The 14,850-nt window shown below is 61.3% G+C and carries 13 protein-coding genes and 1 tRNA gene; 6 read left to right on the top strand and 8 right to left on the bottom strand.

What is annotated here, in order from left to right:
- Window positions 1-26: 26 nt before the first annotated feature.
- Window positions 27-554 carry a spore coat U domain-containing protein gene (locus ACK59L_RS01300; protein ID WP_409271378.1) on the bottom strand — a complete coding sequence of 176 codons (528 nt, stop codon included), beginning with the start codon at window positions 552-554 and terminating at the stop codon, window positions 27-29.
- Window positions 555-820: 266 nt separating this feature from the next.
- On the opposite strand from ACK59L_RS01300, the gene ACK59L_RS01295 reads away from it, so the two are divergent.
- The 3 genes from ACK59L_RS01295 to ACK59L_RS01285 are packed head-to-tail and all read left to right on the top strand — an operon-like array spanning window position 821 to window position 5,942.
- Entirely contained in the window at window positions 821-3,067 is a 2,247-nt protein-coding gene (locus tag ACK59L_RS01295) for an ATP-binding protein (RefSeq protein WP_409271376.1), read from the top strand.
- Window positions 3,068-3,082: 15 nt separating this feature from the next.
- On the top strand, window positions 3,083-3,541 hold the full coding sequence (locus ACK59L_RS01290) for a response regulator (protein WP_027914629.1): 459 nt from the start codon (window positions 3,083-3,085) through the stop codon (window positions 3,539-3,541).
- Between the two features lie 13 nt (window positions 3,542-3,554).
- Window positions 3,555-5,942 carry a response regulator gene (locus ACK59L_RS01285; RefSeq protein ID WP_409271373.1) on the top strand — a complete coding sequence of 796 codons (2,388 nt, stop codon included), beginning with the start codon at window positions 3,555-3,557 and terminating at the stop codon, window positions 5,940-5,942.
- Window positions 5,943-6,098: 156 nt separating this feature from the next.
- Here ACK59L_RS01285 and ACK59L_RS01280 read toward each other — a convergent pair.
- Window positions 6,099-6,173, bottom strand: a tRNA-Gln gene (locus tag ACK59L_RS01280).
- Between the two features lie 256 nt (window positions 6,174-6,429).
- Between ACK59L_RS01280 and ACK59L_RS01275 the strand changes: the two genes are divergently transcribed.
- Complete coding sequence (locus tag ACK59L_RS01275) at window positions 6,430-6,672, top strand: DUF465 domain-containing protein (RefSeq protein ID WP_058637376.1); 243 nt, start codon at window positions 6,430-6,432, stop codon at window positions 6,670-6,672.
- A 120-nt stretch (window positions 6,673-6,792) separates the two neighbouring features.
- Complete coding sequence (gene zapE / locus ACK59L_RS01270) at window positions 6,793-7,881, top strand: cell division protein ZapE (RefSeq protein WP_409271371.1); 1,089 nt, start codon at window positions 6,793-6,795, stop codon at window positions 7,879-7,881.
- A 20-nt stretch (window positions 7,882-7,901) separates the two neighbouring features.
- On the opposite strand, the gene ACK59L_RS01265 is transcribed toward zapE, so the two are convergent.
- Window positions 7,902-9,791 carry a propionyl-CoA synthetase gene (locus ACK59L_RS01265; protein WP_409271369.1) on the bottom strand — a complete coding sequence of 630 codons (1,890 nt, stop codon included), beginning with the start codon at window positions 9,789-9,791 and terminating at the stop codon, window positions 7,902-7,904.
- Window positions 9,792-9,971: 180 nt separating this feature from the next.
- Between ACK59L_RS01265 and ACK59L_RS01260 the strand changes: the two genes are divergently transcribed.
- The gene (locus ACK59L_RS01260) at window positions 9,972-10,838 is read left to right on the top strand and encodes a LysR family transcriptional regulator (protein ID WP_409271367.1); all 867 of its coding nucleotides are present in this window, start codon (window positions 9,972-9,974) and stop codon (window positions 10,836-10,838) included.
- On the opposite strand, the gene ACK59L_RS01255 is transcribed toward ACK59L_RS01260, so the two are convergent.
- The 5 genes from ACK59L_RS01255 to ACK59L_RS01235 form a co-directional block, all read right to left on the bottom strand.
- Window positions 10,812-11,966 (bottom strand): HPP family protein, encoded by a 1,155-nt coding sequence (locus ACK59L_RS01255; protein WP_409271365.1) that lies wholly within the window; start codon window positions 11,964-11,966, stop codon window positions 10,812-10,814. The genes ACK59L_RS01260 and ACK59L_RS01255 overlap by 27 nt on opposite strands.
- A 198-nt stretch (window positions 11,967-12,164) precedes the next feature.
- Window positions 12,165-13,484 carry a sensor histidine kinase gene (locus ACK59L_RS01250; protein WP_409271363.1) on the bottom strand — a complete coding sequence of 440 codons (1,320 nt, stop codon included), beginning with the start codon at window positions 13,482-13,484 and terminating at the stop codon, window positions 12,165-12,167.
- Window positions 13,481-14,149 carry a response regulator transcription factor gene (locus ACK59L_RS01245; protein ID WP_197843972.1) on the bottom strand — a complete coding sequence of 223 codons (669 nt, stop codon included), beginning with the start codon at window positions 14,147-14,149 and terminating at the stop codon, window positions 13,481-13,483. The genes ACK59L_RS01250 and ACK59L_RS01245 overlap by 4 nt, the downstream gene beginning before the upstream one ends.
- A complete protein-coding gene (locus ACK59L_RS01240; RefSeq protein ID WP_058603824.1) occupies window positions 14,150-14,464 on the bottom strand; it encodes a PepSY domain-containing protein in 315 nt (104 codons plus the stop codon).
- A complete protein-coding gene (locus tag ACK59L_RS01235) occupies window positions 14,464-14,772 on the bottom strand; it encodes a PepSY domain-containing protein (RefSeq protein ID WP_409271360.1) in 309 nt (102 codons plus the stop codon). Before ACK59L_RS01235 ends, ACK59L_RS01240 begins: the two co-directional genes overlap by 1 nt.
- Window positions 14,773-14,850: the final 78 nt, after the last annotated feature.

Genomic DNA, 14,850 nt, shown 5'->3' with positions numbered 1-14,850 from the left:
CCTCACGTCCTTGTGCATGGGTTGACCTACCAGGTGACCGTCACTTTGAGCATGTCGGCATACCGCCCTGCTTCAGGGGCCCAGGCCAGCTTGTCCAGCCTCGCGTACAACGGCAGGTCGACCCAGCCGCTGCCAGGCACCCGTGGTGATTGCGGCTCATCGACCAACATCGGCTGCCGCCCGGCCGCATCACGAAATAACCGGTAGGGAATGGGCCTGGCGCTGGAGCCTGACATGGCCAGGAACCGCACCGCCCCGCTCCCTCCATGCTGGCCAGCGTCCACGCGTACCTGATAGGGCGTGTCCGGGTTGCACTCAAGCCGCGGCACTGAAGGCCCCAACAGCGTTTCACTTCGAGGTGCTTGCGGGCCGTCCAGTCGTGACACTGCGCCAAAGTCGATGCGCCCGAGTGCCTGTGCTCCCGCCTCCCGGGCAGGGTTGACGAGCATACAGCCGCGCTCCACCAACACCCTCACTTCGACCAGAAAATCTGCCGCCACGGCACTGCCGACTGGCAGCAGGCCCACAAGCGCGGCAAACAAGCGATTGTTCACGTTAGCGTCCCTGCCATTCAACACTCGTTTCAAGCCTAGCAGCGGGCTCACCTTCGAACCGGCCGACACGCCTGTTTTTTGGTATTAGCAAAAAAGCAGTAACGGCCATGGCAAGACCTGGACAGCGCGAAGCAGCCTTCATGCAAAGTGGGTTAAACGGCCAAAGCACGGCAGGCGAGGCGATATTCTGATAGGGTGTATCACCATTATCCTGCCCCAGACTCTTGCGGCATGCAGGGTCCCAAATGACAGGAGCGTTTTCTTCGATGACCACCGACCGAACACTTGCACAGGCGATCGAACGCTGCGCTCAGGAGCCCATTCAAGTGCCGGGTAGCGTTCAGCCTCACGGTTTTGTTCTGGTGCTCGACCCCGAGCATCTGCAGGTCCTACAGGCGAGTGAAAACATCGTGCAGTGGCTGGGAACGCCCGCCGAATCGGTGCTCGGTTGCAACTTCGGCGAAATCGTCCAGGCCGGCTTTGACCTGCGCCAGCACTTGGCGAGGCTGCCGGAGGACGAGGTCTTTCCTTTTCATATCGGTGATGTGCGCTTGCACGACACGGCACCTTGCCGGGAGGAGCTCCACCTGCTGGCACACCGGCACGATCAAGTGCTAATCGTCGAGTTCGAGCCGCACAGAGTGCCCGAGGACCTGACGGCCCAAGGTGATTACTACCCATTGGTGCGCAGCTTCGTCAGCAGCCTGCACCTGGCGGGCAGCCTGGAAGAGTTGTTGCAGCAGACCGTGATTCAGCTCAAGCGCGTGACCGGCTTCGGACGGGTCAAGGCCTATCGCTTCGATGCCGAGGGCAATGGCCAGGTACTGGCCGAGGTTGCCGACGCAGGTTATCCAAGTTTCCTGGGCCTGTGCTTCCCTGCCTCGGACATACCGCGCCAGGCGCGTGAGCTCTATCGGGTCAACCGCATCCGCGTCATCGAAGATGCCAACTATCAGCCGTCTCCCTTGATACCGCCACTCAACCCAACCACCGGCAAACCGCTGGACATGAGCTTCACGAGCTTGCGTAGCGTATCGCCCGTGCACCTGCAATACATGCGCAACATGGATACGCTGGCATCGATGTCATTGTCCATCGTGGTGGATGGCAAACTGTGGGGACTCATTTCGTGCCATCACGCACAACCGCGATCGGTGGCCCTGCGCACACGTACCGCTTGTGAACTGCTGGCCAGCGTCCTGTCCCTGCAGATCGAATCCCGTGAAGCCCATGCCAGCACTCACCAGTTACTGGAGTTGCGGCGGTACATCGTGCGGATGATTTCTTCCATGGCCGACCACGACAGTGTCAGCGAAGGCCTGCGTACGTTGCCCGATGTGCTCCTGGCGTTTGCAGGTGCTCAAGGCGCTGCGATCATTTCTGCCGAGCATTGCGAGCTGGTCGGAATTACCCCGCCAGAGGCACAGGTCAATGCGCTGGTCCATTGGCTGGCCCGCCAAGGTGAAGATGTTTTCCAGACGGATAATGTACGCCGTGACGTCAGCGAGCTGCCCGAATTGGCCGAGCATGTCGGCGGCGTACTGGCAGTGGCCATCTCTAAAATCCACTCGCACTACCTGCTGTGGTTCCGCCCCGAACAGGTGCGCAGCGTCCAATGGGCCGGGCAGCCTACCAAGGAAGTCGCACCACTGGGCAACCTCGCGCCTCGCCATAGTTTCGAACGCTGGCAAGAGCAGCTGCATGGCTACTGTGCACCGTGGGACCCTCTGGTCATCGAGGGCGTAATGGAGTTGCGCACTGCAGTCTTGGGTATCGTGCTGCGCAAGGCCGAGGAGCTGGCGCAGATGGCCAACGAATTGCGCCGCTCCAACAAGGAGCTCGAGGCATTCTCGTACAGTGTTTCCCACGACCTGCGTGCGCCCCTGCGCCATATTGCGGGCTACACGGAGTTGCTCGGCGAAATGGAAGGCGCCGGTTTGAGTGAACGGGGCAAAAGATTCTTGCAACATATCGGGGAAGCGGCGCATTTTGCCGGCAACCTGGTCGACAATTTGCTACATTTCTCGCACATGGGCCGCTCTGCCCTGCGCATGTCGGAAGTGGACCTCAACGCTCTGGTCGAAGCCATTCGCGCTGAACTGGCACCCGACTACGCCGGGCGTGAGATCATCTGGGACATCGCGCCACTGCCCCGGGCCTATGGCGACCCGGCATTTATCAACCTGGCATTGAACAACCTGGTGGCAAATGCCATCAAATACACCCGTGGACGGACACCTGCCCGCATCGAGATCACAGCAGTGCAGCACCCAACCGAGACCGAGGTCTGTGTCCGGGACAATGGCGTGGGCTTCGACATGGCCTATGCCAGCAAGCTGTTCGGCGTCTTCCAGCGCTTGCATCGCATGGAGGATTTCGAAGGCACGGGCATTGGCCTTGCCAGTGTTCGCCGCATTATTGAAAGGCACGATGGCCGTGTCTGGGCCGAAGGCCAGATCGACAAAGGCGCCAGTTTTCATTTCACTTTACCGCGCCCATCCGCGACACACTGAGGTACCGCACCTATCATGCTCAAACCCATCTTGCTGGTCGAGGATAACCCTCGGGACCTGGAGCTGACGCTCCTGGCCTTGGAGCGCAGCCAGTTGGCCAACGAAGTCATCGTGCTGCGCGACGGCGCAGATGCCCTGGATTACCTGTTGCGCCGCGAGGCCTACGCCGACCGCGACGACGGCAACCCTGCCGTGATTTTGCTCGACCTCAAGCTGCCGAAAGTCGATGGGCTGGAGGTACTGAAGGCGCTGCGTGCGTCCCCGGAGCTGCGCAGTATTCCGACCGTGATGCTGACCTCGTCCCGCGAAGAACCCGACCTGCTGCGCGCCTACGAACTGGGCGTCAACGCTTATGTGGTCAAACCCGTCGAGTTCAAGGAATTCGTTGCCGCCATTTCCGACCTGGGCATCTTCTGGGCGGTACTCAACGAGCCTCCACCCGGCTCGTTGCGCCTGAACCGTCGCGGCAACTGAGGCCTGCACCACGATGCAGTCTAACCCGCTGAATATACTGATGGTCGAAGACAGCTCGATGGACGCCGAGCTCACCCTGATGCGCCTTGAGCGCAGCGGTTTGCGCATCCAGTCTCACCTGGTCTTCGATCACAACGGCGTCGAGCATGCCCTTCGCGAAGGGCGCTATGACCTGATCCTGTGTGATTGCGTACTGCCTGGTTCATCCGGCACCGAAGTGCTCTCGATCGCCCAGCGCCTGGCCCCTGATGTGCCCTTCATTTTCCTCTCTGGTATCTACGGCGAGGAGCATGCGGTAGAGATGATCCGCCTGGGCGCCACCGATTACGTGCTCAAGAAAAACCTGCCGTTGTTGCCCAAAGCGGTGCGCCGTGCGCTCACCGAGGTGCAGGAGCGCCAGCGCAGACGCCGCGCCGAAGAGGCCTTGGCGGAGGTGGAAGCACGCGCGCGCATTGCTATCACCGCTGCGGGCATGGGGACCTGGGACTTGAGGCCCCAAGAGGGATTGCTGGCGTGGGATGAACGCTGCAAGGCATTGTTCGGCCTGCCACTGGACACCGAGATGAGCCTGGAGGTGTTCTACGCTGGCATCTATCCAGACGACGTAGAGATGGTTCGCAAAGCTGTCGACCAGGCCATGCTCCCGGAAAGTGGCGGCAACTATCGCGCGGAGTTTCGCATCGTGCCGCCCGATGGCCAGGAGCCCCGGTGGGTGCTGAGCAGTGGCCAGAGCCAGTTCGTCGACGGCAAGTGCGTACGTTTTTCAGGTGTTCTTCAGGATATTCACACCCAGCGCGTGGCCACCCAGGCATTGCGCCAACTCAACGAAATGCTCGGCGAGCGTGTCGAGCGACGTACCCGCGAGCGCGACCGTGCCTGGGAGCTCTCCCAGGACCTGCTGGCCGTGCTCAACCACGACCTGACGCCGGTGGCGCTAAACCCCGCCTGGGAAGCCAGTCTGGGCCTTTCGCGTGAACGTTTGAGCCAGTCGTCGCTGTTGCACCTGCTACCAGAGGCGGATCAGGAACTGCTGCTGACCGAACTGGCGTCCCTGGCCCATGGGCGCACCAGCGCGCGTTTCGTTGGCCGGATTCTGCACGCAGGCGGCCAGCAGCGTTGGCTGTCGTGGGTCGTGGTACCCGAAGACACCCTGCTCTATGTGGTCGCGCGGGACATTACCAGTGAGCGTGAAACGGCAATGGGTTTGGCCGAGGCCAATGCCCGCCTGCGCGAACAGATCAGCGAGCGTGAGCGTATCGAGGCCGCCCTGCAACAGATGCAGCGTCTGGAGGCTGTGGGCCAGCTTACCGCGGGCGTGGCCCATGACTTCAACAACTTGCTGACTGTGATCCTGACTGGGGCGAGCTTTCTGGAGCGCGACCTGGTGAAAGCCGATGTCGAGAAGGCACGAACCAGGCTTACTCACATCAGGGAAGCGGGTGAACGAGGAGCCAAGCTGACCTCGCAATTGCTGGCATTTTCCAGGCGCCAACGGCTCGAACCCGTGCCGCTGAACCTGAACCGCACGCTTGATGGACTCGAAGAACTGCTACGCCGCACCCTGGGCGGTAATGTCTCTGTACGCCTGGATCTGGACAAATCACTCTGGCAGGCGCTTACGGACCCGACCCAGACCGAGATGATCATCCTGAACCTGGCGATCAACGCCCGCGACGCCATGCCCGAGGGCGGCCAGCTGACCTTGTCCACACGCAACACGCGCATCGATGACTTGCCCCGCCGCCCGGAAGACCCAGACCCTGGCGAGTACGTCATGATGAGCATCCGCGACACGGGGTGCGGCATGAGCGAGGAGGTACTGGCCAAGGTCTTCGAACCGTTCTTCACCACCAAGGACATCGGCAAGGGCTCCGGCCTGGGCCTGGCGCAGGTCTTCGGGTTTGCCAAGCAGTCGGGCGGTGGCGTGCGCATTGATACCGCACCGGGTAGAGGCACCGAAGTGGCCGTCTATTTGCCTGCGGTGAAGGATCAGGTCGTGAGCGAACCGGAACCGCTGCCCTTGACCCATACCATCACCGAGAGCGGCGACAACCGTAATGTGCTGCTGGTGGATGACGACCATCTGGTGCGCGACATGCTAGGCGATGTCCTGCGTCAGTATGGGTATCAGGTTCGTCAGGCACACAGCGGGGAGCAGGCACTGGCCCTGCTGGACGATGATATCGACCTGCTTCTCACCGACTTCGCCATGCCTGAGTTCAATGGTGCTCAGCTGGCCATGGCGGCGAGAGAGCGCTACCCCAACCTGCGCGTGGTGTTCCTGACGGGTTATGCGGAGCTCCAAGGGCTGGACTTGCCCGATAGCCTGGTCATTCAAAAGCCGGTACAAGCTGACGAACTTGCCAGGGCACTGAACGAGATGCTGGGTACAGCGAGCTGACGCATAGGTTGAGGATCCGCCATTGACGGCTTTTGAAAAGAGGCGCTTTGCAGGATGCGCCTCTCGATCAAAGGCAATCTGCCGGAAAATTGCGAATCTCAGAAACGACGAATTCAGCGCTGGTAGCCCATGCACTGAAAATAGAAATGTAGAAAATGGCAGGGGCGGCTGGATTCGAACCAACGCATGGCAGGATCAAAACCTGCTGCCTTACCGCTTGGCGACGCCCCTGTATCGGATGCAGCTGAAGCTGCTCTGACAACTCCAAGTCACTGACAACGGGTTGTTGTCTTGGAATGCGCGGCACTTTATCAACAATGTTGGAGCTTGGGAAGCCCTCTGTTAAAAAAATTACCAAAAAACAGCGAGTTAGTCGTCAGCAACAATGCGGTACTACCGTTCGTCGCATTCCTGCCCCTTCTCGTCAACGCAATCGCAAACCTTCATTCCAATGGTTATCGCCACCGTCATGCCCATGGAGGATGCCATGCCTGTTTCACACGATCTGTATCAAGACCTGCACTACCCTCGTGAAATCGTTCAACAACGTCGTCAGACCGATAAAGCCCTGGACCGCTTGCTCGACGAATATGTCGACATCGACAACCAGGTGCTGGCGGCCGAATCCATCTCGGCAGGCAATTTCGAGGACGAAGACCTTCGTCGTCTGAAGGAGCGCCGGTTGACCGTGAAGTACATGATCGAGCGTCAACTGCAACCCAAGGCATAAGGTGCCCGGGTGCGGTGACCTATCGCAGCAAGTGATCACTGACGGTCACTTTCTCGATTGGTCATACAGCCAAGGCTAGTGCAAGATTCTCGCTACCGTCTGTTACAAGGAAACGAGCCTTTGCCCGCCTGGATACCTGCCCCGCTGCGCCACCTTGGCAAGCGCTTTAGTCACTGTGCAGCAGCGCCCAGCAATGACTTGGCTGCCGCTTTCGATGACAAGGCCCGCCGATGCGGCTTTACGCTCAGCGAGAGTCAACGTCAGGCCATCACCTGCATGTCGCAGCAGGTTGAACAGCACAGAGCGGGGCACGCTACGGGCGTGTACCTGCACGGCCCGGTCGGTCGTGGTAAAAGCTGGCTACTCGATGGCTTCTACCAGTGGGTGCCCAGCCCAGCCAAGCTGCGCTGGCACTTCCATGATTTCTTCGCCCGCTTGCATCAGGGCGTGCATCGCCACCAGGCAAGTGGTGACGCCATCGGCATCACGCTCGACGAATTGATCGGACAGAACGACATCCTGTGTTTCGATGAATTTCATGTGCATGACATTGGGGATGCCATGCTGTTGACGCGGTTATTCGAGGCCCTGTTCGCACGGGGCACATTGCTGGTGCTCACCAGCAACTACGCACCTGAAGGGCTGTTGCCCAATCCGCTCTACCACCAGCGATTCCAGCCTGTGATCGACCTGATCAACCACTGCATGGTCATCAAGGAAGTCGGCGGTGAAACGGACTTTCGCAGCCTGCCGGCCAACCGTGCGCTGCAACGCTTCACGCAGGGCCGTTACATCTGGCCCGGTACCGACATGCAGCGCCAGTCCCTGCACATGCCGACGGCCCAAGGCGATACCCTCATGGTCAATAATCGTCCGCTACGCCTACAGGGCGCTGAGGGCGAACAAATAAGGTTCACTTTCGAAGACCTGTGCGAGCAGCCCACAGCCGTGATCGATTACCTGGCACTGGCCCGGCAATACTCGCACTGGATCATCGAAGGGCTGGGCGACCTGGGGACATGCTCGCTTGCTGCCCAGCAGCGTTTCGTCAACGTGGTCGACGTGCTCTACGACCAGGATCGACAACTGACTCTCATTGGCTCGCGCCCGCTGGCAGAAAGCCTTGAGGGATCGCTTGCAGACCTGATGCGCACGCGTAGTCGCCTGGGCCAGCTACAGCAAGTGGGCCCCGCCGGCGCCGAAAGCTAAGCGGGGCCGGATCAGCCGTCTTAGCTCGCCCTCGCAAGCCCCGAGAGCACCGCTTCGATTTCTTGCAGGACTGCCGGATCGTCCACTGTAGAGGGAGGCGTGTACGCTTGGCCATCGGCGATCTTGCGCAGTACCGCGCGCAGAATCTTTCCTGACCGGGTTTTGGGCAGACGCTTGACCAGCCGGAACTGATTGAAGCAGGCCAATGCGCCAATCTCCTCCCGTACGCTGGCCACAAGATCGACGAGCAACTGCGATTCCACAATGCCAGCACCGTCCTTGAGCACCACCAACGCGAGTGGCACCTGCCCTTTGATATCATCGTGAACGCCGATCACCGCGCACTCGGCGACAGCAGGATGACGCGCTACCAGATCTTCCATCTCGCCCGTGGAAAGACGATGCCCGGAAACATTGATCACATCATCTGTGCGACCCATGATGTAGACGAACCCGTCCTCATCCAGATAGCCGCCGTCACCTGTGTGGTAGTGGCCGGGGTATGTGCTTAGGTAAGCCTGGACATAGCGCGGGTGATCACCCCACAACGTCTGGCTGCAGCCTGGCGGCAACGGCAGTGCAATGACGATCGCGCCTTGGTGATTGGGCCCGACCAGATGGCCGTCGTCATCGAGCACCTGCACATGGTACCCGGGCACCGCGCGATTGCTCGACCCTGCTCTTGCCGCGCTACCCTCGAGCCCCACGCAGGGCGCAGTCACCGGCCAGCCGGTTTCGGTCTGCCACCAATGATCATGCACCGGCTTGCCGCTTACCCGCTCCAGCCATTGATGGGTACTGGAATCGAGTTTTTCGCCTGCCAGGAACAACTGGCGCAACGAACTCAGGTCATGCTTGCGTAGCAGTTCGGCGTCAGGGTCCTCCTTGCGGATGGCACGCATGGCCGTGGGCGCACAGAACAGCGCATTGACCTTGTACTGCTCAACCACCCGCCAGTAGGCAGAAGCATCCGGCGTACGGATGGGCTTGCCTTCGTAAAATACACTCGTGCAGCCGCACATCAGCGGCCCGTACACGATCAAGGAGTGCCCCACCACCCAGCCCACGTCTGAGATGCCCCACCAGACATCGCCTGGCTGCATGCCGTAGACGGTGCGCATGGCATAGTGCAGCGCGACGGCATTGCCGCCATTCTCGCGAACGATGCCTTTAGGTTTGCCGGTGGTACCTGAGGTGTACATGATGTACAGCGGGTCTGCCGCATCCAGTTCAACAGGCGCCACTGGCTGCGCATCGGCTACAGCCTGAGCCCAATCCAGGTCTCGCCCTGCCTGCAATGGCGCTTGCGCCTGGGGCCGCTGCCAGAGCAATACGTTGCGCGGGCGGTGGCGGGCCAGCGCCAGGGCGCGATCAACCAATGGCTTGTACTCGATGACCCGCTCGAACTCCAGCCCACAGGAAGCGGTCAGCAGCAACACCGGGCGCGCGTCATCGATGCGCAACGCCAGCTCATTGGCCGCAAACCCGCCGAATACCACCGAGTGAACAGCACCAATACGCGCGCAGGCCAACATGGCCATGGCGGCCTGGGGCACCATCGGCATGTAGATGATGACGCCATCGCCTTTTTGCACCCCCAGCTGGCGCAGCAAGCCGGCCAACCGCGCGACCTCTTCGCGAAGCTGAAGGTAAGAGAATGTCTGCTGTGTGCCGGTCACCGGGGAATCGTAAATCAGCGCCAACTGATCCCCCCGACCCTGCTCGATCTGATGATCCAGAGCCAGGTAGCAACTGTTCAAGCTTGCGCCAGGGAACCACTGGTGAGTGCCATCGGCATTGTTCTCGAGGACTATGGTGGGTTCGCGGTACCAAGCTACCGAGCGCGCCTGCTCTGCCCAGAAGGCGGCGGGGTCGGCAATGGATTGGGCGTAACTGTGCTGATAGCTCATGGTGAGTTGACCCGATGTTGTTGTTCTTGAAGGGCGAACGCTGAGTATGGATGCCCTGCACCCAGACGCCAGGCGCGATATGGCCTAACCGACCTGCATTTTTGCAACGTAGGCAAAAGTCGTTCAATGCGGCGACGAACTCACTAGAATAGCGACCAGTTTTTTACGGTGAGCACCTCAATGGACATCGATCAGGCCCGCACTTTTCTGGAAGTCGTGCGCAGCGGCAGCCTAGTGGCGGCTGCAGAGCGCCTGTACGTATCCCAAACAGCGGTCACCGCCAGGTTGCAGCGCCTCGAGCAGCAACTGGGCTGCACCCTGTTCACAAGAAGCCGAAGTGGCGCCCGCCTGACCAGCCACGGTGAAGCCTTCGTCGGGTATGCCAACCAACTGGTGCAGACCTGGGAGGCGGCACGACGCGACTTGCCCTTGCCGCCTGGCTACCAGCAGGTACTGCACCTTGGGGGCGAGGTGAGCCTTGGTAACCCGATGATGCTTGACTGGGTCACGGCGCTGTATCAGGAGCTGCCTGGCCAGAGCATCCACAGCGAAGTGAGCGACGGCGAATCATTGCTGCGCAAGGTGGAGATGGGCGTGCTGGACGCCGCTCTGGTGTACCAGCCGATCTACGGGCCGGGCTTGCAGGTCGAGCAGCTGATAGAAGAAAAGCTGGTGCGAATCCGGCGGGTCGACCGGCCGGAGCCGTACATCTATATCGACTGGGGTGAGGCCTTCCGCCGGCAACATGACGCCGCCCTGCCCGACTGCGCCCGTGCGGCGCTGCGTTTCAACCTGGGGCCGCTTGCCTTGCAGTTCATCCTCGACAAGGGCGGTAGCGGCTATTTTCGCACGCGGGTGGTGCAGGCTTATCTGGACAGTGGCGTCTTCGAGCGCGTACCACAGGCGCCGGAATTCACCTATCCCACCTTTCTGGTCTACGCGCGCGAACGTGACAGCGAAGCGTTGCAACAGGCCCTGGGCATCCTGCGCCGGCTTATCGCAGCCGAGGCCAGCGACTGGTCACAACGCTGGGACCCGACGCTCTGAGGCATTGGCGCTGCTGAGCAACTGGCGCTTGAGCCCGGCGATCAGGTCAGTCTGGGTGACCACCCCTACCAACACGTCACCGTCGAGCACCGGCAGGCAGTGCAGCCCCTGCTCGCACAGCAGCGGCAACAGGCGCTCCAGCGGGTGCTGGCTGCTGACACTCACGACCCGGCGGCTCATCACCTGCGCCATGCGCACGGGCTTGCGCCCGAACAGGCCCCGCCAGCTCAAACGCGCCTGCTGCATGGCCGGGCCTACCAGGTCGCTCAGGCTGACGATCCCCACCAAGGCGCCGTCCTGCAGCACCGGCAGGGTCTTGACATGGTGGCTGTCGAGCAGCTTCCAGGCCTGCTGCAAGGTGGTCTCGGGGCTGACGAACTGCACGTCCTTGGACATCACCGACGCCGCCGTTATGCCACCGAGACTGCGCTGCAGCGCGTGCTGCTCGGTGGCGAGAATGATGCGCTCCAGCTCGTCGCGGGTAACGTCGACGAACTCGCCCAACTCTTCCAGCGCCTGATCCAGGTCCTCACCGCGGATGCCGACGCGCTCACTGGGCAGCGGATCGTGGGTGTGGTGCAAATCCTTACGCGGTGCAGAGCCTTTCGGGTAGCGCACCCCGGTCAAGCGGTTATAGAGGGTAGCCACCGCAACAAGAATCAGCGCGTTGAGCAGCACCGGCTCAAGCAGATGGTCACCCAAGGCGGTCAGCCCTGGGTCGGCCAGAACCGCACTGACCGCCACTCCCCCACCGGGTGGGTGCAGGCAGCGCAGCAAGCACATCACCAGGATGGACAGACACAGGGCAGCGGCGGCGACCCAAAGCCCTGGACCAAAACCGTCTCGCATTGCCAAGCCAACGATCGCGGACAGGGTATAGCTGCCAAGCACTGGCCAAGGCTGTGCAAGGGGACCTGAATGAACGGCGAACACCAGCACCGCGGAGGCCGCCAACGGCCCGAGCAGGTGCAAGGCGATATCCGGGCCATACGCCAGGCTCGTCAGCCAGCCTGCGAGAAACAGGCCGACCAATGCGCCGATACCGGCACGCAGCCATTGGGTGGGGGGGATGTTCAGGGACGGCGGTAATAACCACTGCAAAAGACGTTCGGTACGCGAGGCAGGCATGTCGTTTCGGGTTCTGTAGGTCTGGACGGAAGAGGAAACGTAGGCCTTGGCCCGTCGGCCAGTGAAGGCTACATGCAGCGATTCTGCCGAGCGACGTCCATTTGGGCTAATTCAAAAAAATGTGGCAGTGGTGCATTTTTTTTGCAGTACAGCCGTTTGCCAGCGGCAACGGGGCCGACCTGTGTCACGCCGCGCTGGTCACAGGCTCCGGCGCGGCAACTGGATATCCACACGCAATCCACCCATAGGACTCTCAAGCAGTTGCAGTTTCCCGCCCCAAGCCTGGACGATGTCACGCACGATGCCCAACCCCAGACCGTGTCCATCGACTTCCTCGTCAAGCCGAGAACCCCGTTCAAGCACTTGCACACGCTGCTGGTGAGGGATACCAGGGCCGTCGTCGTCGACCCACAGCTGATAGTGTTCCTCGGTGGCTGCGATGCCTAAGTGCACCTCGCTGTCCGCCCATTTGCAGGCGTTGTCCAGCAGGTTACCCAGCAGTTCCAGCATGTCTTCGCGATCCCAGGGCAGCAGCAGGCCAGGTGGCACAGCGTGGCTCAGCAGCAGGCCCTCGCCATGGATCATGCCCAAGGTGCTCAGCAACCCCGGCAACTCGTCATCACAGGCAAATTGCGCACCCGGCAACGCATCGCCTGCCAGGCGTGCGCGGTTGAGCTCACGGGCCAGGCGCTGCTCGATCTGCTGCAACTGCTCACGCATCTGTGCGCGAACCTCAGGCAAGCCCTGCAGGCGCTCGCTGGATGCCAGGCTAAGCAGTACCGCCAGGGGTGTTTTCAAGGCGTGGCCCAGGTTACCCAGTGCATTGCGCGAGCGTCGCAGACTGTCTTCGGTATGGCTGAGCAAATGGTTGATCTGCCCAACCAGCGGCACCAGCTCACTGGGCACTTGGGCATCGAGCTGGGAGCGTTGCCCCTGCTGCAACTGGGCGATTTGCTGGCGCGCCCGCTCCAGCGGGCGCAGCGAGCGGGTAACGGTCATGCGCTGAAGGACTAGCACCAGGGCCAGCGCGACCAGCCCCATGCCCAGCCCAATTTGCTGAAGGCGCCGGAAGCCTTGTCGCACAGGTGAGTAATCTTGGGCGACACTGATGGATATGTCCTGCCCCAGGCGCCGGTAATCGGCACGCAGCGTCAGCAACTCCTGCCCTTCTGGCCCAAGCTCGTGCCGGTCCGACAGACCAGGGGCCGACGGTTTGGGCAGATTCATGTCCCACAGGGAGCGTGAACGCCACGTGCCCTGGGCAAAGTCGATGCGAAAGTAATAGCCGGAAAACGGCCGCTGATAGGCAGCCGAGATGCGTTGCTCATCGAGCTGCATGCCCGCAGGCCCGCGCACCAGCGCCACCAACAGGTTCTCGCTTTCGTTGCGCAGGCCGTTTTCCAGGTAACGTTGCAACCCGGCTTCGAACAGCCACAGTGTCAGTTGCGCCAGTACCACTCCTGCTACCACCAGCACGGCCACCAGGCCCAGGCTGAGCCGCGCCTGGATCGACTTCACGCAGCGCTCCCGGCATACAGGTAGCCCTGGCCGCGTCGTGTCTCGATCACCGTACGGCCAAGTTTGCGGCGCAAGTGGTTGACATGAACCTCGAGCACGTTGGAGTCGCGCTCGGTCTCGCCGTCGTAGAGGTGCTCAGCCAGGTGGCTTTTGGACAGGATCTGCTGGGGGTGCAGCATGAAGTAGCGCAACAGGCGAAATTCTGCGGCCGTAAGCTGGATATCGACGCCCTCGCGGCTTACGCATTGACGACGTTCGTCCAGATGCAAGCCGGCAGCCTCGAGCTTTGGCTGGTTGGCAAGGCCACGCGCGCGGCGCAGCAGCGCCTGGATGCGTAACTGCAATTCTTCGGGGTGAAAGGGTTTGCTGAGGTAATCGTCGGCGCCGGCCTTCAGGCCTTCGATGCGCTCGGCCCAGGAGCCACGCGCCGTCAGAACCAGCACAGGTGTCAGCAGCCCGGCTGCACGCCACTGGGCCAGGACTTCAAGGCCAGGCAACCCTGGCAGACCAAGGTCCAGGATGATCAGGTCATAAGGCTCGCACTGGCCTTGGTAGACCGCATCTCGGCCATCGGCCAGCCAATCGACGGCGTACCCCTGACGCTGCAGCGCAGTGGTAAGTTCGTCGGCCAGCGGGACATTATCCTCGACAAGCAACAGGCGCATTCAGTCATCTTCCTCGTCTTTGAGCAGGGCACCGGTGGCAGCATCGAGCTTGACCTCCCGTACTACGCCGTCCACCGTCAGCAACTCGACCTCATACTCATAGCGGTCGTCGTCTTCTTCAAGCTCTGCCTCCAGCAAACGCGCCCCTGGGTGACGAGCCATGGCCGTTTCCAGCAAGTGTTCGAGCGGTAGAATCACGCCCTTCTGGCGCAAAGCCAGTGCCTCATCCTGGTCCAGGTCACGGGCAGCGGCCAGCGAGCACGCTGCCAGCAGGGCGAGGGCCAGGTAGCGCGCCGCCCGTGGTGGTGGGTTCATCAGTTGTCTCGCTCATCCTTCAGCAGTTCACCGGTCTTGGCATCGAAAGCCACGTCCCACTCCACATTCTGGGTATCGCGCAGTTCGACCTTGTACACGTAGCGGCCGTATTCGTCTTCAAGTTCCGAGTCCGTGACGGTGGAACCGGGGTGCTTGGCAATGGCGGCCGCCTTGAGTTCGTCCAGGGACTTGATGGTCTTGGCGTTGACCAGTTTGACCACTTCGTCAGGCTGCACATCCTTGGCGAATGCAGCATTGGCACCCAGCGACAGGGCAGCGGCGGTGAACAGTGCAGTCAAGGTTTTCATCGTTCGTTTCTCCATAATGCTGTACACGTTGTCTACGCAATCAACATTAACCAGCAGTCCTTAACTCAACCTGAAAAC

It is taken from the genome of Pseudomonas sp. KCJK9111 (assembly GCF_046231935.1).
In the GTDB taxonomy this organism is placed as follows: Bacteria; Pseudomonadota; Gammaproteobacteria; order Pseudomonadales; family Pseudomonadaceae; genus Aquipseudomonas; species Aquipseudomonas parafulva_B.
Note: the sequence above shows the minus strand (reverse complement) of the source record. Positions and strands in the feature narration are given on the sequence as shown.